This window comes from Enterococcus canintestini (assembly GCF_001885735.1).
GTDB lineage: Bacteria > Bacillota > Bacilli > Lactobacillales > Enterococcaceae > Enterococcus_C > Enterococcus_C canintestini.
In genome coordinates this window covers 1-21,129 of sequence record NZ_JXKG01000028.1, presented here as the reverse complement: position 1 = coordinate 21,129, position 21,129 = coordinate 1, and the positions used below count along the sequence as shown (strand labels likewise).

Annotated in this window: 22 protein-coding genes and 3 pseudogenes; 16 read left to right on the top strand and 9 right to left on the bottom strand. The window is 33.5% G+C overall.

Annotation, left to right across the window (positions count from 1 at the left end; translation table 11 throughout):
• The 11 genes from RU96_RS11680 (at position 1) to RU96_RS11635 (ending at position 8,687) form a co-directional block, all read left to right on the top strand.
• Positions 1-576: an MptD family putative ECF transporter S component gene (locus RU96_RS11680; protein ID WP_071865672.1), complete on the top strand. Its 576-nt coding sequence runs from the start codon at positions 1-3 to the stop codon at positions 574-576.
• Between the two features lie 102 nt (positions 577-678).
• Positions 679-2,433 carry an ABC transporter ATP-binding protein gene (locus RU96_RS11675; RefSeq protein ID WP_049219897.1) on the top strand — a complete coding sequence of 585 codons (1,755 nt, stop codon included), beginning with the start codon at positions 679-681 and terminating at the stop codon, positions 2,431-2,433.
• Positions 2,417-4,159 (top strand): ABC transporter ATP-binding protein, encoded by a 1,743-nt coding sequence (locus RU96_RS11670; RefSeq protein WP_143350968.1) that lies wholly within the window; start codon positions 2,417-2,419, stop codon positions 4,157-4,159. Before RU96_RS11675 ends, RU96_RS11670 begins: the two co-directional genes overlap by 17 nt.
• A 522-nt stretch (positions 4,160-4,681) precedes the next feature.
• A complete protein-coding gene (rpsN, locus tag RU96_RS11665) occupies positions 4,682-4,951 on the top strand; it encodes a 30S ribosomal protein S14 (RefSeq protein ID WP_002297316.1) in 270 nt (89 codons plus the stop codon).
• A gap of 14 nt (positions 4,952-4,965) precedes the next feature.
• Complete coding sequence (gene rpmF, locus RU96_RS11660; protein WP_002297318.1) at positions 4,966-5,145, top strand: 50S ribosomal protein L32; 180 nt, start codon at positions 4,966-4,968, stop codon at positions 5,143-5,145.
• 31 nt (positions 5,146-5,176) lie between these two features.
• The gene (locus RU96_RS11655; protein WP_002297319.1) at positions 5,177-5,554 is read left to right on the top strand and encodes a hypothetical protein; all 378 of its coding nucleotides are present in this window, start codon (positions 5,177-5,179) and stop codon (positions 5,552-5,554) included.
• A gap of 20 nt (positions 5,555-5,574) precedes the next feature.
• On the top strand, positions 5,575-5,724 hold the full coding sequence (gene rpmG / locus RU96_RS11650) for a 50S ribosomal protein L33 (protein ID WP_002297320.1): 150 nt from the start codon (positions 5,575-5,577) through the stop codon (positions 5,722-5,724).
• Positions 5,725-5,747: 23 nt separating this feature from the next.
• Positions 5,748-6,731 (top strand): CobW family GTP-binding protein, encoded by a 984-nt coding sequence (locus RU96_RS11645; protein ID WP_071865670.1) that lies wholly within the window; start codon positions 5,748-5,750, stop codon positions 6,729-6,731.
• Between the two features lie 29 nt (positions 6,732-6,760).
• Positions 6,761-6,883 carry a putative metal homeostasis protein gene (locus RU96_RS12895; RefSeq protein WP_002302412.1) on the top strand — a complete coding sequence of 41 codons (123 nt, stop codon included), beginning with the start codon at positions 6,761-6,763 and terminating at the stop codon, positions 6,881-6,883.
• Between the two features lie 17 nt (positions 6,884-6,900).
• Positions 6,901-8,424, top strand: a complete 1,524-nt coding sequence (locus RU96_RS11640) for a zinc ABC transporter substrate-binding protein AdcA (protein WP_002303662.1) — start codon at positions 6,901-6,903, stop codon at positions 8,422-8,424.
• Positions 8,425-8,447: 23 nt separating this feature from the next.
• Complete coding sequence (locus RU96_RS11635) at positions 8,448-8,687, top strand: helix-turn-helix domain-containing protein (RefSeq protein WP_002303663.1); 240 nt, start codon at positions 8,448-8,450, stop codon at positions 8,685-8,687.
• Between the two features lie 192 nt (positions 8,688-8,879).
• Here RU96_RS11635 and RU96_RS12720 read toward each other — a convergent pair whose 3' ends face one another.
• Together RU96_RS12720 and RU96_RS12715 are read right to left on the bottom strand one after the other, a co-directional pair.
• Positions 8,880-9,443, bottom strand: a complete 564-nt coding sequence (locus tag RU96_RS12720) for an IS30 family transposase (protein ID WP_002303664.1) — start codon at positions 9,441-9,443, stop codon at positions 8,880-8,882.
• Between the two features lie 92 nt (positions 9,444-9,535).
• Entirely contained in the window at positions 9,536-9,754 is a 219-nt protein-coding gene (locus RU96_RS12715; protein ID WP_070509369.1) for a helix-turn-helix domain-containing protein, read from the bottom strand.
• Between the two features lie 117 nt (positions 9,755-9,871).
• On the opposite strand from RU96_RS12715, the gene RU96_RS11625 reads away from it, so the two are divergent.
• Positions 9,872-11,287, top strand: a complete 1,416-nt coding sequence (locus tag RU96_RS11625) for a GTP-binding protein (protein ID WP_071865669.1) — start codon at positions 9,872-9,874, stop codon at positions 11,285-11,287.
• A gap of 240 nt (positions 11,288-11,527) precedes the next feature.
• Here the strand turns inward: RU96_RS11625 and RU96_RS11615 are convergent, their stop codons facing one another.
• The 6 genes from RU96_RS11615 to RU96_RS11590 form a co-directional block, all read right to left on the bottom strand.
• Entirely contained in the window at positions 11,528-12,868 is a 1,341-nt protein-coding gene (locus RU96_RS11615) for an ISL3 family transposase (RefSeq protein WP_071865668.1), read from the bottom strand.
• A 437-nt stretch (positions 12,869-13,305) separates the two neighbouring features.
• A complete protein-coding gene (locus RU96_RS13085) occupies positions 13,306-13,452 on the bottom strand; it encodes a hypothetical protein (RefSeq protein ID WP_002348989.1) in 147 nt (48 codons plus the stop codon).
• A 30-nt stretch (positions 13,453-13,482) separates the two neighbouring features.
• Positions 13,483-13,686, bottom strand: a complete 204-nt coding sequence (locus RU96_RS13550) for an IS3 family transposase (protein ID WP_002303668.1) — start codon at positions 13,684-13,686, stop codon at positions 13,483-13,485.
• Positions 13,596-13,928 (bottom strand): helix-turn-helix domain-containing protein, encoded by a 333-nt coding sequence (locus RU96_RS11600; RefSeq protein WP_002305515.1) that lies wholly within the window; start codon positions 13,926-13,928, stop codon positions 13,596-13,598. The genes RU96_RS13550 and RU96_RS11600 overlap by 91 nt, the downstream gene beginning before the upstream one ends.
• Positions 13,929-14,441: 513 nt before the next feature.
• Positions 14,442-14,633, bottom strand: coding sequence for a helix-turn-helix domain-containing protein (locus RU96_RS11595; protein WP_070509330.1), 192 nt, complete (start codon positions 14,631-14,633; stop codon positions 14,442-14,444).
• Between the two features lie 97 nt (positions 14,634-14,730).
• Positions 14,731-15,117 carry a sigma-70 RNA polymerase sigma factor region 4 domain-containing protein gene (locus RU96_RS11590; RefSeq protein WP_002302419.1) on the bottom strand — a complete coding sequence of 129 codons (387 nt, stop codon included), beginning with the start codon at positions 15,115-15,117 and terminating at the stop codon, positions 14,731-14,733.
• Between the two features lie 693 nt (positions 15,118-15,810).
• Here RU96_RS11590 and RU96_RS11585 point away from each other — a divergent pair.
• From RU96_RS11585 to RU96_RS11570, 4 genes and pseudogenes are all read left to right on the top strand, one after another.
• Positions 15,811-17,015 (top strand): annotated as a pseudogene (locus RU96_RS11585) (YSIRK-targeted surface antigen transcriptional regulator).
• Positions 17,016-17,031: 16 nt separating this feature from the next.
• Entirely contained in the window at positions 17,032-17,466 is a 435-nt protein-coding gene (locus tag RU96_RS11580) for a DUF7006 family protein (RefSeq protein ID WP_002332818.1), read from the top strand.
• A 615-nt stretch (positions 17,467-18,081) separates the two neighbouring features.
• Positions 18,082-19,626 (top strand): annotated as a pseudogene (locus RU96_RS11575) (YSIRK-type signal peptide-containing protein); the annotation flags it as partial.
• Between the two features lie 148 nt (positions 19,627-19,774).
• Positions 19,775-20,257, top strand: coding sequence for a ClbS/DfsB family four-helix bundle protein (locus RU96_RS11570; protein ID WP_071865667.1), 483 nt, complete (start codon positions 19,775-19,777; stop codon positions 20,255-20,257).
• A 191-nt stretch (positions 20,258-20,448) separates the two neighbouring features.
• On the opposite strand, the pseudogene RU96_RS11565 reads toward RU96_RS11570, so the two are convergent.
• Positions 20,449-20,684 (bottom strand): annotated as a pseudogene (locus tag RU96_RS11565) (IS3 family transposase); the annotation flags it as partial.
• Positions 20,685-21,129 lie beyond the last annotated feature (445 nt).

Sequence of the window (21,129 nt, the reverse complement as noted above, 5' to 3'; positions counted from 1 at the left end):
ATGAAAACAAAAGATTATATTTTTATTGGTTTAGCTACAGTTATTTCCCTAGTAATTTACTTTTTTTCAATAATGGTTAGTAGTATTGGTGGGGCGTTTGGTCACAGCATATCCCCAGGGATTTTTGGATTATTATCTGGAATCATATTTGTTTATATTAGCTATAACTACCCTAGAAAAGGAATTTTTACTATTTACACAATTGTTTTATTGTTATTTTTTACGTTAATGGGCGGGGCGTACTTACCTTGGTTTATCAGTTCGATTAGTATGGCGATCTTAGCTGATATTATTCTATCTGTATTTGGATATGATCGAGCAATTCCTCAAGTTGCGTCTTGGGCTCTAATGCAATTAGGCAGTGCTGCCGGACAGTGGATTCCTATATGGTTCTTTACAGATCGTTTTCGTCAAGATTGGATAGATAAAGGACAATCTGCTGCAACAATGGATGCAATGATCCACTATGCGGTAGGTATATGGGGAATCATTTCAGTGTTAGTTGTAGCAAGTTTATCTATGATTGGTGTATTGATTGGAAGAAAAGTCTTAAAAAAATACAAAAATAGAACGTAGTTTACCTTCTATCTGTTTGTACATCTCTAATTTACGCTATTACGGAAAGCATTAACAGTTGTAAACGAATAAGAGAAGAAATTGAATGCGGGGGAGGAAAAAATGAAAGTATACAAAAAATTATTTAGTTATGTCCCTAAAATGAAATACTACGGATGGTTAGCCACTTTATTTTCTGATTTTTCTGTCGTATTAACAGTCTATGGATATTACAGTATTTACAAATTTCTTCAGTCTCTAATTATTGTAGAAGATGAATATTTAGCTAAGAGTTATGCGGTTCAAACTGTTGCTTGGTTAACTTTAGGAGCTTTATTTTATATTTTTTCTGGCTTATTTTCTCATATCCTTGGGTTTCGCTTAGAGACTAATTTGAGAAAAAAGGGAATTAGCGGTTTAACAGAAGCAAGTTTTCGTTTTTTTGATTTAAATTCTTCGGGATATATTCGAAAGACAATTGATGACAACGCGGCTAAAACACATATGGCAATTGCTCACTTGATTCCAGATAGTGCTCAAGCCATAGTAACACCTGTTTTATCAGTTGCCTTAGGCTTTTTCATTAACTTTAAAATTGGATTGGTTCTAATCGCCATGTTAGTAATTGGTGTATTCTTGTTAAAGAAAATGACAGAGAATACAAATTTTATTCAAAAATATCAAGAATCGTTAGATGTGTTAAGCTCTGAAACGGTAGAATATATCCGCGGAATTCAAGTTATAAAGATATTTGGTGCTAAAGTAACATCATTTAAAGCCTTGAATAAAGCAATTAACGATTATGCTAAGTTTGCATATAAGTATTCTTTGAGTGGGAAAACACCTTTTGTTCTTTTTCAATGGCTATTTTTTGGCATAGTTTGCATTTTGATAGTTCCTATAACCTTTTTTATAACTTCTCTTACCACTCCCAAGATATTAGCTGTTGACTTGTTGATGTTGTTTTTTTTAAGTGGAATTATTTTTGTTTCTTTCATGAGAATAATGTATGTAAGTATGCACTTGTTTGAAGCAAGATATGCAGTCGAAACACTAGACTCCCTTTATTTAGAAATGAAGCAAGACCAACTAAAATATGGGAACGAGACACAGATTAAAAATTGTGACATTGCATTTGAAAATGTCAGCTTTTCATACAAAGAAGAGTGTGTTTTAGAAAATTTCAACTTAGTTTTAGAACAAAAAAGAATTTATGCATTAGTAGGAAAATCAGGAAGCGGAAAGAGTACGATAGCTAAACTAATTTCAGGTTTCTACAATGTGGATAAGGGACAGATTAAAATTGGTGGTAAGCCTTTAAATCACTATTCAAAAGACACAATTATTAACACAATTGCTTTTGTCTTTCAAGATACGAAACTATTCAATCAGAGTATTTACGATAACGTTTCTATAGCAAATCCTCAAGCGCCAGCAAGTAAAGTATTTGACGCGCTAAGATTAGCCGGTTGCGAATCGATTTTAGAAAAATTTCCCGAAAGAGAGCATACCTTAATTGGTAGTAAAGGAGTTTATCTGTCAGGAGGAGAAAAACAACGTATAGCTATTGCCAGAGCAATTTTAAAAGATGCAAAGATTGTTATTATGGATGAAGCCAGTGCATCTATTGATCCAGATAATGAGTATGAACTACAAAAGGCTTTTCAACATCTGATGAAAGAAAAAACAGTTATTATGATAGCTCATCGATTATCCAGCATTAAATCTGTAGATGAAATTCTTGTCTTGTCAGAAGGGAAAATAGTAGAACGTGGAAATCATAATGAATTAATGGCTAAACATCAAGTGTATAAACAATTGGTCACTAATTATGAGAATGCAAATGATTGGAGGCTTGACAATGAAAAGTTTTTATAAAAACAAATTTGCTTTAAGTGATCAGGGCGCAGAAGCTTTAACTAAAGCTTCTATTTCTAGTTTTTTTGTATACTGCATTAATATGGTACCAGCATTCATTATAATGATGCTGATAGACGAATTAATTTTAGAAAATACAAAGCCCCGTTGGCTTTATTTTGCCGTATCGTTTGTTACTTTGCTTTTCATGTATTGGTTGTTAGATAGGGAGTATGAAAACTTATATAATAGTACTTATAAAGAAAGTGCGCATTTAAGAGTGCAAATTGCAGACGATTTGTCAAATTTACCATTATCCTATTTTTCAAAACATAATTTATCAGATTTATCTCAAACTATCATGTCTGACGTTGAAGGTATTGAGCATGCGATGAGTCATGCAATACCTAAAGCCGGCGGTATGGCTCTGTTTTTCCCTTTTATTTCAGTGATGCTTTTGGTTGGTAATGTCAAAATGGGATTAGCTGTTATTTTGCCAACGTTATTTAGTTTTGTCTTAATCTTGTTATCAAAGAAATCCCAAACGAAAGCCAATACTAAATATTACGATACTTTGAGAGAAAACTCGGAAGAATTTCAAGAAACTATAGAATTGCAGCAAGAGATTAATAGCTTTAATCTATCTAAAAAAGTTCAAGACAGACTTTTCAAAAAAATGGAAGAGAGTGAAAGGATTCATTTAAAGGTAGAATTAAGTACTTTTTCAGTCATGGCCTTATCCTCTATTTTCTCATATGTTAGTTTAGCAGTAGTCATTCTAGTAGGTGTTCACTTACTGTTAACGGGTGAAGTGACTATACTCTACGTCGTTGGTTACTTACTAGCCGCAATAAAAATAAAGGATTCCTTCGATTCTATGAAAGAAGCAGTGCTTGAAATATTTTATTTAGCTCCTAAAATACAGCGAATTAGAGCTATGAAGGAAACCAGTATCCAAGAGGGATCAGATAGTCCTCTGAAATCTTTTGACATTGAGTTGCGAGATGTCTCTTTCTCATATGATAACAATACCCCAATTTTAGATCATATCTCTTTTACGGCTAAACAAGGAAAAGTGACTGCGTTAGTAGGTGCTAGTGGTTCCGGGAAAACTAGTATCTTGAAATTAGTGTCTAGACTGTATGATTATGATGAAGGCTGTATTTTAATTGATGGGTATGATATTAAACGTGTATCTCCAGCTTCTTTGTTTAGCAAAATCGCTATTGTTTTTCAAGAGGTAACTTTGTTTAATACAAGTATTTTGGAAAATATACGTATTGGAAATAGTCAAGCGTCAGATGAGGAAGTGAAAAAAGCAGCTCGTTTAGCTAACTGCGAAGACTTTATTGAAAAACTACCTGACGGTTATCATACATTGGTCGGAGAAAACGGAAGTTCACTTTCTGGAGGAGAGCGACAACGCCTATCCATAGCACGGGCTTTTTTGAAAAATGCGCCAATTTTAATTTTAGATGAAATTACTGCCAGTTTAGATGCGGAAAATGAAAAACGTATTCAGGAAAGTTTAAATCGTTTAATACAAGATAAGACAGTACTAATTATATCGCATCGCTTGAAGTCTATTGAAAAGGTAAATAAAATTGTAGTGATGGATCAAGGAAAAGTAGTTGATCAAGGTACTCATAGTGAGTTGTATCGAAGGTCAGAAATATATAAAAATCTCATAAAGAAAACTAAACTATCTGAGAAATTCGTCTATGAAAAAGAAGCTCAATCACGATGATGAAATAGGCTTTAAATTAACCTACAATTTTTGGGATATAGTTATAATTCTTTTTCAAAAAGAATAATTTTATTAAACAGCATCTAATTTTGAATACACGAAAGAATCAGTATGATTGAATTAGTTCACTTAATGTCTATTTTTATAATATAAGGAATAATCAAAGTTTTAAAAAATTGGCGATAAACCAGTTAAACATAAAAGATTGAATAAAAAGTTATAGTTTCTTTCATATTGCCGTTTTAAGTAGAGGAAAAGCTACTTAAAACGGTATTTGTGTTTGATTGGACTAATAAAAGTGAATTCTTATTTTTCAGAGCTTAAACTGCATATTCTTTTAAATGATTTGATTATCTCTATGTACCGATAAATTCGTTTTCAAATAGTTATCTATTCATATGAGTTTTATTTCATGTTATTTATTGTTGACAAGAGCAACTCTTGTTGGTAAAGTATCAGTGTCAAAACGTAACGATTACGATTTGAGATGTCTAAATCAAAATAAAAGGAGTATAAAGGTATATGGCAAAAAAGTCGAAAATTGCTAAAGCAAAGAAACAAATGGCGATGATTGAAAAGTACGCAGATAAACGTCAGGAATTAAAAGCCGCAGGAGATCGCACCGCTCTCGCTAAATTGCCAAGAGATTCAAATCCGAATCGTCTGAGGCTTCGTGATCAGACGGATGGTCGTCCAAGAGGGTATATGCGAAAGTTCGGTATGTCCCGTATTAAGTTTAGAGAACTTGCCCATCAAGGGTTGATTCCTGGAGTAAAAAAAGCAAGTTGGTAAAAGGAGGAAATATCATGGCAGTACCAGCAAGAAAAACATCTAAGGCGAAGAAACGGTTAAGAAGAACTCATCAAACTGTAGTAAAACCAGAAATTTCATTTGACGAAGCGAATGGTGATTATAGACGTAGCCATCATGTATCTTTAAAAGGGTACTATAATGGAAAGAAAGTAATTAAAGGAGCTTCAAAATAGTTTAATATATAACTTTTAGGAGGGAATCAAAATGGAAATTATTTACCCACCTTTAGTTGAAGAAGGATTAAAGTATTATCTTGAAACGACCCAGCAATCGCTAGATAAATGCACTTTTTATCGTTCGATGGTAGAGAGAGGAATTATTACTGAAACGGGTTTACCGACCCAACAGGCAATTGAAAATGGATTAGTCAAAGATTACTATGAGGACCAAGGCTTATCATTTGATGATTTTTTAAGAATCTATCCAATTTTTGAAGAGTATGACGAGGAGTTATTTCAATGTATTGATGGTTATTGGGAGATACCTGTTGATATGAAAGAAAATTTAGTTTCACAATTGGAATCTGGCGAGTTAACTTTTGAAGATGCACAACAAATTCAAGCATATCTTGAAGATCGATAAGTATTGAAGGAGGAAGATTTATGCGTCAAAATATTATTTTGGAATGTGTCGAAACTGGAGAACGTCTGTATCTCACCAGCAAAAATAAACGGAATAACCCTGAACGGTTAGAATTAAAAAAGTATTCGCCAAAATTGCGCAGACGGGCAATTTTCAAAGAAGTGAAATAGCTAAGTGGTAAAAAGGTGACAAAATGGGCATACCAGTTACAATCGTTTCTGGGTTTTTAGGGGCTGGAAAAACAACGCTAATCAATCAAGCCTTGCAAGTCCCACCCTACCCCAGGGAAGAAATTATTATAATTGAAAATGAGTTTGGTGAAGTTGGGATTGATCACAAATTATTAGTTCATAGCGAGGAACGGGTGTTACAACTAAATAATGGATGTATGTGTTGCAGTCTTCGCAGTGATTTATTAGCAATATTGATTTCTTTACTGGAAACAATAGAAGAACATCAACAACCAATTTCACAAATCATCATTGAAACTACAGGTATAGCAGATCCCCAACCAATCATTCAAACACTTTTAACAGCGCCTCAACTAAGAGGAAGAGTATATATCGATAGTTTATTGACTGTTATTGATAGTGACAGTTTTGAACTTATTGAAAGAGAACCACAAGCCCTTAAGCAACTTGTCATGGCAGATCGCATTTTTGTGTCTAGAAAACAAAACTTGAATTTATCTGCACTAAAAAAATTACAGAGAGAAATCAAAAGTATTAACCCTTTATCCGATATTCGAATGTTCACACATAGTGAAACGATTCAAAAAAAGGATTTTTATAATTTGGAAAAATTCAATCATCCCTTAGTTTTTGAAAGTGATTCATCAGAAAATCACTATAATGGCAAACACTATCATCAACATCATCAAGAACATGAGTTTAAATCAATTCTCTTAACTTCAGATCAAGACATAAAAAAAGATTTTTTATTCCAATGGATTGACCGGCTGATTTTAACCAACCAAGGGAGCCTGTATCGTTTTAAAGGATTGATTGCTTTGCAAGATCAAGATTTTATAGTTGCCATACAAGGGGTAAACGAACAGGTTAATTTTCAATACACCACTCGACAAAAAGACCAAACCACTATTATTCTAATTGGAAAAATGTTGGATGAAGAAAGGATCAAACAGAGTTTTGATAAATTACTGGCGGAAAGCAAATAATGATAAGTATTGATTAGGGGTAATTTCTAATGGAGAAAACGGATATATCTAGTGCATATCGACGACTTAAAAGCCCGAATATCAAAACTAGAAAAAGAGCATTAAAAATTATCAAAGAACATAAACAAAATAAAATGAAGAAATTAGCATAATTAAGGAAGGAAAAAGAATGAAGAAAATCAGTGTAGGACTTATTGGGATAGCAGCTCTAGGATTATTGGGAGCTTGCTCCAGCACTAATGATGCAAAAGTATCGAATGATAAAGATGGAAAATTAGAAATTGTAACAACATTCTATCCAATGTATGATTTCACCAAAAACATCGTCGGCGATGAAGCGAACGTGGATTTAATGGTTCCAGCGGGATCAGAACCTCATGACTATGAGCCCTCAGCTAAGGATATGGCAAAAGCTCATGATGCTGATGTTTTTGTATATCATAACGAAAACATGGAATCATGGGTACCAAAAGCTAAAGAAAGTTGGAAGAAAGCTGGGCCTAATGTAGTAGAAGGAACAAAAGACATGATTTTATTGCCAGGTAGTGAAGAAGAAGATCATGATCACGGAGAAGAAGATCACCATCATGAACTAGATCCTCATACGTGGGTTTCACCCAAAATGGCAATTAAGGAAGTTTCAAATATCAAGGATCAGTTAGTTAAATTGTATCCGAAAAAAGCAAAAGTATTTGAGACAAATGCTGAAAAGTATTTGACTAAACTGAAACGGTTGGATGCTGACTATACCACTAGTCTTAAAGAAGCGAAACAAAAAAGTTTTGTGACACAACATGCAGCCTTTGGATATTTAGCTTTGGATTATGGATTGATACAAGTTCCTATTGCTGGACTAAGTCCTGAAGAAGAGCCATCTTCTGGTCGATTAGCTGAATTAAAAGAGTATGTTAAAAAAAATAAGATCAATTATATTTACTTTGAAAAGAATGCTAATGATAAAATCGCAAAAACTTTGGCCAATGAAGCTGGGATAAAATTGGAAGTATTGAATCCTCTTGAAAGTCTTACAAAAGAACAAATGGATAATGGTGAAGATTATGTTTCAGTAATGGAAGACAATCTAAAAGCGTTAGAGAAAACAACTATGGTTGCTGGTGAAGAGGTAGTTCCAGAAAAAGAAGCGAAGGATGAAAAGACAGTTGCTAATGGGTACTTTAAAGATGCCGATGTGAAGGATCGCGAATTGAGTGATTATACAGGTGAATGGCAATCTGTTTATCCGTTGTTAAAAGATGGAATTTTGGATGAAGTTTTCGATTACAAAGCAAAACTCAATAAAGACATGACAGCTGCCGAGTACAAAGATTATTATACTACTGGCTATAAGACAGATATTGATACTATCAACATTAAAGACAACACCATTGATTTTGTAGTCAACGGTGAACATCATCAATACACATACAAATATGTTGGATACAAAATTTTGAATTATGAAAAAGGAAACCGTGGTGTTCGTTTTAATTTTGAAACTGATGATGCAGGTGCTGGTCGTTTTAAATATATTCAATTTAGCGATCATGGAATTGCACCAAGTAAGGCAGAGCATTTTCATATTTTCTTTGGTGGAGAAAGTCAAGAAAAACTTTATAATGAAATGCATAATTGGCCTACTTTCTATCCAGCTTCATTATCTGAGCATGAGATTGCTCAAGAAATGATGGCCCATTAAAATCCAATCTTTGGAGGAAATACATGGTAAGAAAAGTATTATTGTCTATGGATTCCAAGAATATTGATGCTTATCGGCGTTATCAATTTGCAAAGCAAATGAGATTAAATGGGAGTACATTAGCTGATATTGCTGCAACTTTACATGTTAGTATTGACACAGTTCATAGAGTATTAAAACGGGATCCTGATTGTTGTTTTATCAAGGTCAATACTGGAAGAAGTAGACGTTTAGCAAAACGGCATAATAGCTTGGCCAATTAATTGATACTACCAGAGTAGATCATTTTTCCCTTATTTGGATTTGATCTGCTTTTTATTATTTCTTGAATTGTCAAATCAAGCGCAACACTTTATCAAAGAAGACTTCATAAGGTGTTCTCCAATCTAAACACTTTCTAGGTCTTTTATTCAGTTTTTCAATCATCTGATTTATCGTTGAGTTATCTACCGTAGCTATCTCTTTCGATTTTGGCAAGTATTCTCGAATGAGTCTATTCGTATTTTAATTTGTTCATTGTTGCCAAGGGCATGAGGATCTGGAAAATAAAAGGGCATATTATTCAATACTTCTGTAACTGCGAAATGATTGGAGAATTCTTTTCCTCTATCTGGAGTGATCGTTTTGACCGCCTCATTTGGAATACTGCTTAAAAGTTCAATCATTTTCTCGCTCACATAAGCGGCTTTCTTTCTGGGGACCTTCTTTCCTGCTAAAAGGAAGCATGATTTTCTGTCTGTCAAAGTCACTAAACAAGTACCACTAGTTTTGCCAGCTACAATATCGGCTTTCCAATGACCAAAATCACTTCTATCATCTGCGGATTTTGGATGGCCATGGATCGAATGAGTAAGGCAAATCTTCCCACGAGACTCGACATGATTTTTTGTATGTCTTGTTTTTCCTCGATGGTGCAATGAACGGATCAGGCCTTTATTGCCGTGTGAGAGGGGTTCTGTATCGAAAAGATCATTGCAAATTGCACGGTAGATCGTGATAAAACTAATTGAAAAGTCCATATGTTCATGCTTCAAACGATTCGAGATTTTCTCTGGCGACCACTGAAAATCGACAAATAAATGACGAACAATTGACCAAACTCACGGATCATTTAGAATGTGATAACGTCCGCATTTTTTTCTTCGATAAGCATAATTTTTTTCCGCTTTGGAAGGTGATTAGTTTTTTTCTTGTTTCTTCTCAGTTCATGTAAAATAGTAAACGGGCTATGCTGAATGTCGTTGCCAATTATACTAATAGAAAATCCTTCTTCGTGAAGCAGAAAGATTCTTTCTCGTTCGAGTATAGTAAGATGACAATACTGGCTCATAATTATTTTCCTTCTAGGAGTGTTCTCGACAAACTTATACTAGTTGGATATCGATTATGACTCATTTTTATGTGTTGCACTTAAAGTGTAAATTCAAGGTATAGAAAGAGGTTCCCTATGAAAAAAATACCTATTACAATCTTAACTGGCTATCTTGGTTCAGGAAAAACGTTACTTCTAAATCATATTCTGTACGGTGATCACGGAAAGGAAATTGCTGTCATTGTAAATGACATAGGGGAAGTAAATGTTGATGGGGTATTAGTCGACAAGAAAGGTTTTAAAAGAACTGGAGAAAAACTTGTTTCGATGCCGAATGGATGCATTTGTTGTACATTACGCGAAGATTTGATTGTTGAACTAGATCAATTAGTGCAATTTTCTGACTTGAATCAAATTGTTATTGAAGCTTCAGGAATCAGCAAACCAATTCCAATTATTCAAGCAATTATATTAGCTAAAAACCCTTTAGACATTGATTTGACCCAACGATTAGAGATTGGTGCCATTATTATAGTAGTGGATGTAAAACGTTTTTGGGATAATTTCGAAACGGGTGAAAAGATTCAGGAAAGAAAAGCTGAAGGTAATGTAGTTGAAGAAGAACAGGATATTCGTGGCTTGTTAATTGATCAATTCGAGTGTTGTAACATATTACTTTTAAATAATAGTGACTTAGTGTCAACCAAGACGATTTACAAAATTAACGGTCTAATTGCTAAGTTACAGTCCAATGCCAAAATAATTAGGACAATTAAAGGTGAAGTAGACTTATCGAAAATTCTAAATACAAATCTTTTTAATATAGATGAGACTTCCTATTCAATGGGCTGGTTCAAAGAGTTAGAGCTTGGCTATCAAAATCATATTCCTGAAACAGAAGAATATGGTATCTCAAGTTTTATCTATCGAAATCGGTTACTCCTTGACGCACAAAAATTTGCCCATCTTACGGATAAAAATTTTCCTGGCAATATTACAAGAGCAATTGGTATGAAGATGGATCAACAATGTATTAAGGAACAACTTGAGGGTTGTTTAACTGATTCTCTTAATGCAGATAATTTCCGAAAAATTTCACCATTTCCATGGAAAAATTCTAATATGTTTAGCCAGATATCGTTAATGAAATTTTTAAGAAAAGCTGGTGTCAAGATAGGCGATGTCATAATTATTGGCATTTTGATTATTACCTCTTTTATTCCCTTATTTGTATTCTCTATAGAAAAGGAGAATGAAACAACTGAAGATGCTATCAAATATGCCATCGTTCGAATTGATGGCAAGGAAATGGATCGCTTCGATTTGGATAAGATCAATCATAAACTCGTGAATTATCATCCTGCGAAGGGACAATATAATATTGTTGAGATTAAAGATGGAAGAATTCGAGTTAAAGAAGATAATAGTCCTGATCAAATCGCGGTTAGAACTGGATGGATCTCAAAACCCGGTCAAACGAGTATTTGTTTACCCCATAAGTTAGTTATTAGTATTGAGAAAAAAGAAAGCACAGATTACTACATTTACTAATCTGGAAATAGATGAGGAGGTTTTTAATAAGAAAAAGATATTATTATTAATAATAGCAGGGGCTTTATTAAGTGTGTTAAGCGCTTGTGGACAAGAAAAAGAAGCGGTGACAACAGGCACAAGTATCTTTAACGGGACCTGCAATGGTTTAGTTAACAGTCGGTTAGATTACTTATTTTGGCTCTTCGTCAATGAGTGTTGGTGAAGAAATTCAATAGAATAATCGAGATACTCACACGGCTAGACAGCTATCTTGTCTAGCCGTGTTGTTGTTCTGGCTTTAGTCAGTTGGGTAGTGTTCTTAGTTTTCTTGAAATATTTTCCTCGATATAAAAAGATTCGTTCTCGGTAGTTTTGAAAATTTCTAAAGCCATAGGCAATTCGTTTTAGTACTTTGATATGGTTGTTCAAACATTCTATAGGGCCGTTGGAATAGGGAACGCGCAACGCTCGTTTGATTTCTGTTTGGTATTTCTTGAAGGTCGTGAACACTGGTTGGTAGTGCTCTGGCAACTCCTTGTAGTCTTCTTTTAGGAGCGCGACGAATTCAGGAACATCTTGTCTTCTGATAACGGAAAGAAAATCCTGGTAGACTTCGTAGCCTCGCTTTAAGGAATCATCATAAGATAATAGCCGATCGACTATCTCTGCTTCTGTCAGATGATCTCGAAATGACGGACGCCAGTAGCGATGCTGACCTTTCAATTCCCACGCATTCTTTTGAAGTAGTCTCCAGTATTTCTTTAAGTGCTTCGACCGACGATCCCCTTTTTTAAAGGTCTTCATTACTTGAATTCGGTGGTTGGTAAAGGCCCGACCGATGTGTTGGCTAATATGAAAGCGATCGGCGACGATTCGGGCATTCGGAAAACACTCTTTCACCAATGTGCGATAGGGTGTATAGAAATCTGAAACCACTAGACGTACTTGTTCACGGACTTTTCTAGGGTAGCGCAAGAAATAGTCGCGTAAAGGATTGAGTTGCCGATTTTCCACAATATCAATCAGTTGATGGGTCTTGCCGTCCATCATGACAAAGCTCATGGCTCCCGAGACATTTTTCACTGATTTGAATTCATCGAAACACACCACTTCTGGTAACAGCTGGTTCAAAGAAACGGTTTTAGGCTGAAGGCTGCGAAGTATTCGAATGACAGTGGTCGGAGAAATGTGCTTCATACGTGCGATCAAAGACATAGAAAGAGGTTCGCTTAATAGCTCAAGAATGGCTTGTTTGACTCTGCGAGCAATGGAGCAGCGACGATCACTAACTGAATCTTCTGCTAAAAAAGTCTTTCCACAGTGTTTACATTTGAAGCGCTGTTTGTTAATCCGCAGAATGGTCTTGTAGTTACTGACATCATTCAATAAGATGGATACTTTTTTCCAGCCCCATTTAATGATCGTTTGCTCATTTTGATAGTGGCGATGAAAGCATTCCTCCGGTTGATAGGTCAATGTGCCATCAAAAGCAAAACATGTTTCGTCATTGATTCGCTCTTTGCGAAAGGCATCCTCATGAAAAGTAAGATTTAGGTCTAGAATATCTAGTAACTCTTTGGTAAACTCTGAATAGGACATCTTGAAACGCTCCTTTGAATGGTTTTTGTCGACTTTATTCTAAAGGATTTTAAGGTGTCTGTTTGCGTTTATTAAAAAAAAGAAAAAGTATTGGCAACAGAAGGCGTCACCAACACTAGATATTATAGATTCCTTATTTTCTTCGCTTCAAATTGTCAAGGAGTCATCATAAATTTTGTATGGATTCTTTTGTTTGGGTAGTAGTCTTCTAAATAATCTTGGATTAACACCTTCATCTCTATTTTACTTTTATATTTGTTGGAGTCGATTAATTCTCATTTGATTGATCGATGAAATGCTTCAATTACTGCATTGTCAACAGGAGTCCCAGTTTGGCTCATTGAATGTGTGATGTGGTGGTCGGTCAACAGCTCTTGATAAATAAAAGACCGATGCTGGCTACCTCTATCGGAATGAATTACCGTAGGCAATTCTCCTTAATAAATTTGTAATGGACGGACGACAATCTCTTTTTTCATGTGTGAATCCACCATATAGTAACGTAGAATACGAGTTGCTAAGTCAATATAGGTGGACAAATAGAGGCGACCGTCATTACATGGAATGTAAGTAATATCCGTCACCCAAACAGCATCAATTTGGTTCTGTTCAAATTATCGATTCAACATTTTTTTTACCATTTCTTTGATTGTTTTTTCTCTACCATGAGAAGATTTGCGTCGATGAAATCCTCTTGTGCATAAATTCATTTCACGCATAAGAACAGCTACAACACGTTTATTGATTTCGATTCCTTCATCGTAAAGTTTTTGAGTGATCCCTGGAGATCCGTATCGATCTTTGTGTTCGTAGAACACTCGTCTTCCTCTTTTAGTCGTTTATTTTCCTGTTCAAGAATGTAGAAATCTGCTTTATCAGGTAATCTTTTTCCTTGTCCAGCAAAAGCATTTTTCCCGTATCGACGATATTCTGAAACCCATCGGGAAATTGTTGGACGAGAGATATTGTATTCTTCAGCAATTTTCTTGGTAGTTACTTTTTTCTCAAGGATATCCTGTGAAATCTTTAGTTTAAATTTACGATCATATGTTTTTTTCAATAGAGTTCATTCCTTCCGGTAACGTAACTGATAGTCAAGAAAAGTGTATCATAGCCCAACTTAGTATCAGGGTTTGTCAACTAAACTGTGGAAGTTGATAGATAAGAGTTTTTAACAACCAAAATTCTCTTGACTATTTTTGAAATCAGACAAATTTTGATTGGACACATAGTTGAATAAATCTACCGTCGTTACGGAAGGTAAATCGCATGCTTTTCAATTCTAGAGGAGAAGTCCTCGTTGAAGTACCATAGCCCAGTTCTGGATTCGACCTCCTGCCCACTTCGTACGTAAATAAAGTAATTTTAGGAGTGAGACTGTGACAAAAGTTATTTTTAAGCTAAAAACGAATTAAAAAACGTTGATAATTAAAATCATTCGTTTTAGATTCTATGAATCATTATAGAACGCTGTAAAATCGATACTTTATAATTATAAAGAAGATGGCTTCAAATTTATTGTTCGAAATTTGAAACTATCTTTTTACTTATGTCACAGACTCCCTTAGTTGAGTTATTCTTTAATTTCGAATTTCGAGATAGCTAGATATATTGCAAGCATACATTCTTGATAACAATCTTGATCATATTTTCCAGTTCTCCAGGATTGCTTATGGACCAAAGCGCTAAATCTTTTGAGAACGGCCACAACTGCTTCTTCATTTCCATTCTTTGCTAAAATGAAATCTTCTTTTAAAGTATTCATAAATTTACCTTCTTCCCATGAACTTATAATCTATTTATTTTTTTGGGAAGGAGGAGGACGAGCAAAGAAGCATACAAAATTAGTTATTATGCAGATATTAAACCAGCATTTTTTGAATTTTTTTGTAAAGTCGATGTTTTAAATTTGTCGCACCCTGTCTTGTAATACCCAGAACCTTTCCAATTTCTTTATCAGTTTTATTAAAGATAAATTTTTCGATAAGAAAAATTTGTTCAGGTTCTTTCAACAAAGGAAGGATTTTTGCTAATTTTATATCTTCAACAAGGAGAGTCACATTTAAAACATTAATCGGTTGTTTAAATTTTATAGTATCTTTAGTAAACAAATATGGTGGGAGTTGATCAAGTTGTTCATGTTTTTGAATTTCTTCTTGTTTTTTATAATAAGTATTAGCGGTGTTCAAAATGACCTTTTCAAAGAATCGAATCAACTGGGCATTTACGCGTTCGTCGTTATCTGACATATTGCACACCTCCTCCATTAAGATTTAAAGGGAAAAGAGGCAAAAAACACGAAAAGAAGCTAATGCAATTATGCTGCGCTGCGAATAACTTCTATAAGCTCACATGCATTGATAGGACTGCTGATGTTTATTTTCAAAAATGTTTTTTTAGTTGATAATGGATAGTTATCTTTATACTTAGAAAAGAAAATTCATATATCTTCTTAAATATCAAACATGTCCTTATGGCTAAGAAAATGTCTTGAGCTTTTTACGTATAATAAATCTTTTCTAAAACCTCCTTTTGGATAATATTCTTATTCGTGTATAGATTGTATTTTTTATTTCTTCCCCCTTCATAATTAACAACTAGAAAAGAGTTCGAATAGACACGTATTTGAACGAAAATTTTTATTGGATTCCCAAATTGGAATATTTAGAAACGAAAAATTCCTATTATCTGTATAGTGCTTAGATAATAACGGATCATAATAATTATTGTCTTTGAACTAGATATATGTAAATAGTATTCATCATGATGAAAAATGATGAGTTCTCGGTGATAAAATGTACTTTTTACGGTGGAATATACATGAAAGCGATAAGTGGATATTTTATAATGAAGTAAGTTAGCTTATTTTGACAGAGGAATAGTATTTTAGATAACGTATAAAATACTATTTAATGATGTAGAAAGGAAAGAGAGAAACAAAAGTGTTTTCAGATAAAGAAGTCTTATTAAAGTCTCTTCATGTTTGTTTAAAGTTACCTATCGTGGTTTTTAATTCCGAATTCAGTATTATAAAAGAGTATCGCTCAGATAGAACTACTTATTTTTTTTATGATTATAAAAAGTTACTAACTGATAATATTAAAAAAACTAAAGATTTCCATTTCTTTACTGGTGATTTTAATGAGATGTTTCTTCTATACATGTTTAAAACCAGATATTACTTATTTGGTCCATTTAGAGCAAATAATATTGATAAAGATTTTTTTAAACTAAAAATGAACAATTTGAATGTTGCAATGGCTGATAGAGAACGACTCTATAATTCATTGCAAAATTTGACTTTGTATTCTTTAGGAGACATTCGAGATATTCTGATTTTAGTTCATTATTTTTTTACTGGAAAAATAGAAGATCTATTCCATGAACCGTTAATTGAATATACAGGAAATCTAAGTAAAACTATCGAGCAAATCAAAATAGATAATCTGTTATCACAAAATTACGATCCAGAAATATATCTGTTTCTTTATGAAAATAAAATACTGGAATATGTTAAAAATGGAGATATTCGAAATTTAGAAAACATGGTTTTTAATCTGAGTAATGGAATAATTCCAAGTGTTAGTGGAGATACGATTCGGTCTGAAAAAAATTATTCTATCATTGTTTTTGAAAAGTTAGCACAAACGTCTATAACATTAGGAATGGATATAATAGAAGCGTATCAAAGTAGAGATGCTTTGATACAAGAAAACGAATTAGCTGTATCGTTACCTGAGGTCTTAAAAGTGAGGGATTCTGGGATTGTTTATTATACTAAGGAAATCGGAAAAACTAAGATAGAGCATCTTTCTCCCTTAATTTCTTCTGTCGTTCAATTCATCGGCTTAAATATCTATAAAAGAATTACTGTAAAGGAAATAGCTAATTATTTTCTGTAAGTGAAACTAAATTAAGAGAAAGCTTTAAGAATGAAATGCATATTACGATTTATAATTATATCTCTAAGCGAAAAATTTCTACGGCTAAAATAATGTTGAAATCAAACCATACTATCAGTGAAGTTTCTTTAGGTTTAGGATTTTCAGATTCTTCACACTTTTCGAGAGTATTCAAAAAGTACGCAGGTGTATCTCCTAAGCAATATCAATTAGGTTTAGTGGATAATTTCAACAACATTAGCTGAGAGGTTTTATTTTATTATGAGACTATATCATTTACGTAGTTTGGAGGAGTTGAGGAAATTGGATTTTAACAAAAAATTTTTTTGGGAAATTTCTGATTTGAGTTGTTTCGTAGAATCTGAGCGTCTAAGTAATGGTAATAATAGTGTGTTAAATGAATATGACAAAGTAGTAATTAATAAAGTAAAAAGTTTATGTGAAGAAGCTAGAGAATCTATCAGTCATATTAATGGTAGCAATTTTAAGCAAACATTATTTAATCTGATTAAGCTAGATGCTAAAATATCAAGTTATTTATTCTTTTTAATACATGATGAATTTATGGATTATCAAAAATTGGATCAGTTAATTGAAAGAGAAAGCTGGGAAGATTATTACGTGGGTCTAACTTTTTCAGAAAAGTTAAACAACTACAAGTTAATAGATTATAAGTATTTGAGTGAAAGCAATTAATTATTCATGTAGAGTACTAGACACTTTAAATATGGACAATTCAATTATAAAGAAAAAGAATCAATAATTTAATGAGGCTGTGACAAATGTCATTTTTTGTTTCGCTAAAAACGAGTGAAAAAATGTTGATAACTCCAATCATTCGTTTAAGATTCTAGGAATCATTCAGGAATGCTGTGAAACCGATACTTTATAATTATAAAGAAGGTGATTTCAAATTCCGAAGAAGGAATTTGAAGTCACCTTCTTACTTATGTCACAGTCTCATTCAGTAATGCGGGATAAGGCTCCTTATTCCGTTATTTGAATACTCTGAAGTTTAATCTAAGAAAGGGTAATATTTTGAAAACATGCTTCATCGCATAGAAATGAACTTAATTTCAGAAAGAATACATACATATCTTTTTATATGTTTTCAGCTGCTGAATGGTTAAAAAGCACAAATATCCGAAAAAAACATGAAGAAATGTACTTTTTTGTTGTAATGTGCATGAAATTCTCTAAGTAAATTAGTTAACATAAGGTTAGTAAGATTCCTATTCTGTGAATAATACGTATCAGATTTATCTTTTATTCTTACTAGGAAAGTAATTATTAAGGGAGTTGATTTGAATAATGGTTAGCAAGAATAATAAGAGAGTGTTTCTAGAAAAAACAAAGAAACGAGTATTGAAGTACAGTATCAAAAAATTAAGTGTTGGGGTTGCATCTGTTTTGGTTGGTGTTGGTCTTGTCTTGGGAACAACTGAACTAGTTCAAGCACAAGATGACATTTCTCCTATTAGCTCACTTGAAACAGCGATAAGCTCCGTACAAGTAGGGGATAAAATATCCTCAGGGAATACTTTTCAGGAGAATCCTGGCTATACGAAAAATTATAACTTTTCGGATTTACAATTTAGTCCTCAAGAATTAACTGGAGACACACTAAAAGGCAATACAATTGGATTTGAAGTTTACGGAAAACATAATATTGCAGCATCAACTAAAAACTGGGAAATCCGTCTTCAATTAGATGAACGATTAGCTAAATATGTAGAAAAAATTCAGGTCGATCCAAAGAAAGGAATTGGATCTTCTAGACGGACCTTTGTAAGAATTAATGATTCGCTGGGTAGACCTACAAATATTTGGAAGGTCAATTATATTCGTGCAAGTGATGGATTATTTGCTGGGGCAGAAACAACCGATACGCAAACCGCTCCTAATGGGGTAATTACGTTTGAAAAGAGCCTAGATGAAATTTTTAAAGAGATAGGCATAGACAATCTCAAGACCGATCGTTTAATGTATCAAATCTACTTGGTAAGTCATCAAGACGATGATAAAATTGTACCGGGTATTGATAGTACGGGCTACTTTTTAACAGATTCAGATGATTTCTATAATAGCTTAGATGTATCTGAAAATAATCCTGACCAGTTTAAACATGGATCAGTAAGTGCAAAATATGAGAAACCTAATACTCAAACAAAAGATGGTTCAGGATCCACAGGTGCTAATGGAGCTATAATCTTAGATCATAAGTTAACGAAAAATTATAATTTCTCATATTCATCTTCCGCAAAGGGCACGCCTTGGTATGCTAATTACAAAATTGATGAACGATTAGTTCCATATGTAGCGGGTATACAGATGCACATGGTTCAGGCTGACAAAGTAACATATGATGTTTCGTTTGAATCCGGAACAAAAGTGGCTGATTTAGCAATTGAACGACGTAAGGATCATGAAAATTATGGTGTAGGATCAATTACTGATAATGATTTGACTAAACTTATCGATTTTGCTAATGCAAGTCCACGTCCAGTCTTTATTCGATATGTTTTACAATTGACTAAGCCATTAGATGAAATCTTAGAAGATATGAAAGCAACAGCACAAGTTGAAGAAAATAAACCATTTGGTGAAGATTTCATCTTTGATTCTTGGTTGTCGGATACGAATAAAAAATTAATCCAGAACACTTATGGAACAGGTTATTATTATTTGCAAGATATTGATGGTGATGGAAACCCTGACGATAAAGAAGAGAGCGGAGACACGAATCCATATATCGGGAAACCTGAATTAGAAGAAGTATATGATGTTGACACAACAGTTAAGGGGAAAGTATTCATCCACGAGTTAGCGGGAACAGGTCACAAAGCCCAGCTAATGAGTTGGTAGTGATAACAGTGGTTCGGGTAACAGACTTATTTGGGTAGACAAAGCTACAGGAGAGAGTAGTAAATTCCCGTTGGATCCTTTCCATACATCCATTGTACTCTGAGAAATCACGCAATAACGAAACAAATTCCGGAAGGAATTGATTGCAGAAGTCAAACAACGTTACCAAAAATATATTACTGAATTCGAGACCATTCCAGAAGAGTTGAAAAATAAGCGGATTGAAGAAGTTGATAAAACACCTTCTGAAAACTTATCTTATCAATTGGGCTGGTTAACCTTATTATTAGAGTGGGAAGAAAAAGAGAAGGCAGGAATTGAGGTTCAAACACCTGCAGAAGGTTATAAATGGAACAATTTAGGTGGACTTTATCAATCGTTTTATGAAGCATATGGAACAAAAACTTTGGCTGAACAAATTACACAATTAAATAAAAAAGTGATTGAATTATGTACTTGGATAGAAATGTTAAATGATAAAGAGCTGTTTGAACCTGAACAACGGAAGTGGGCAACGACGAAAGCCAAATGGCCCTTGTACAAGTGGATTCATATTAATAGCGTAGCACCATTTACAAATTTTAGAACTAAGATTCGTAAATGGAAGAAGATTGTCTTATGAAATATGTTTGTGCATAAGTAAGTACCCTCAACCAAAAGCAGTAATTTAAAAATAAAAAAGAAAAGATGGCAGGGCCAAGTGAGGTGAATATACAAATAAGTATAGTTATTTTGGCAGAGAAACCTAGTCAAACCTTAGCTTATGCTAATGCTTTGAATGCTTTGAAGTACAGTGGTGAGTAGTTCACAAAATTCGATCACTTCTTCTAAATCTTCCATGACAGCTACCGCATTGGTTTTTCAGAGATTCTATACGAGAGGATTTTACTGTTGAATAGATCCATAAATGGATCTAAATAAAGTTTTTTCTGACGAATGATAGTGTTTACTTCGAAATATTTAAATTCTGTTGTATCCGTTGTAATCTTTTGATGACAAACGCTAGTATAGAAACGATGATGGATAAGGTTTTTGGCAACTACACCAACTATTAATCTTTAAGAGCTAAAAAATACTCAAAACAATTGAGTGATTTCTTAGTTCTTTTTTCCAAATGAAGTGTTCATAAAATCAGACATAAAAGTTTGGAATATTTCATTGGGGAGTGATTAAGAAATAAATGATAAATTCATTTCTGCAGAGGCTGCTGTTTTGGATTATTACAATATCAGTCTGACCTAATTGATGTCTTTTGTTAAGAAAAGCAGTCATTTTTATAAACCTAAGTTTTAGCATCACTTTTTCTTACGATTTTTATGATTATCACCCAAGAGGTTTAAATCCTTAATTAAGAAATATATAAATATAGTTACAGGAATAAGCGAGAAAGCAATAATAAGAGTGTTTTCCATGATTATCACCCCTATCTATATAATGAGTTCAATTGATATGTTTAAAACAGTTAATTATTAACCTGAATAATTCATACTTTGA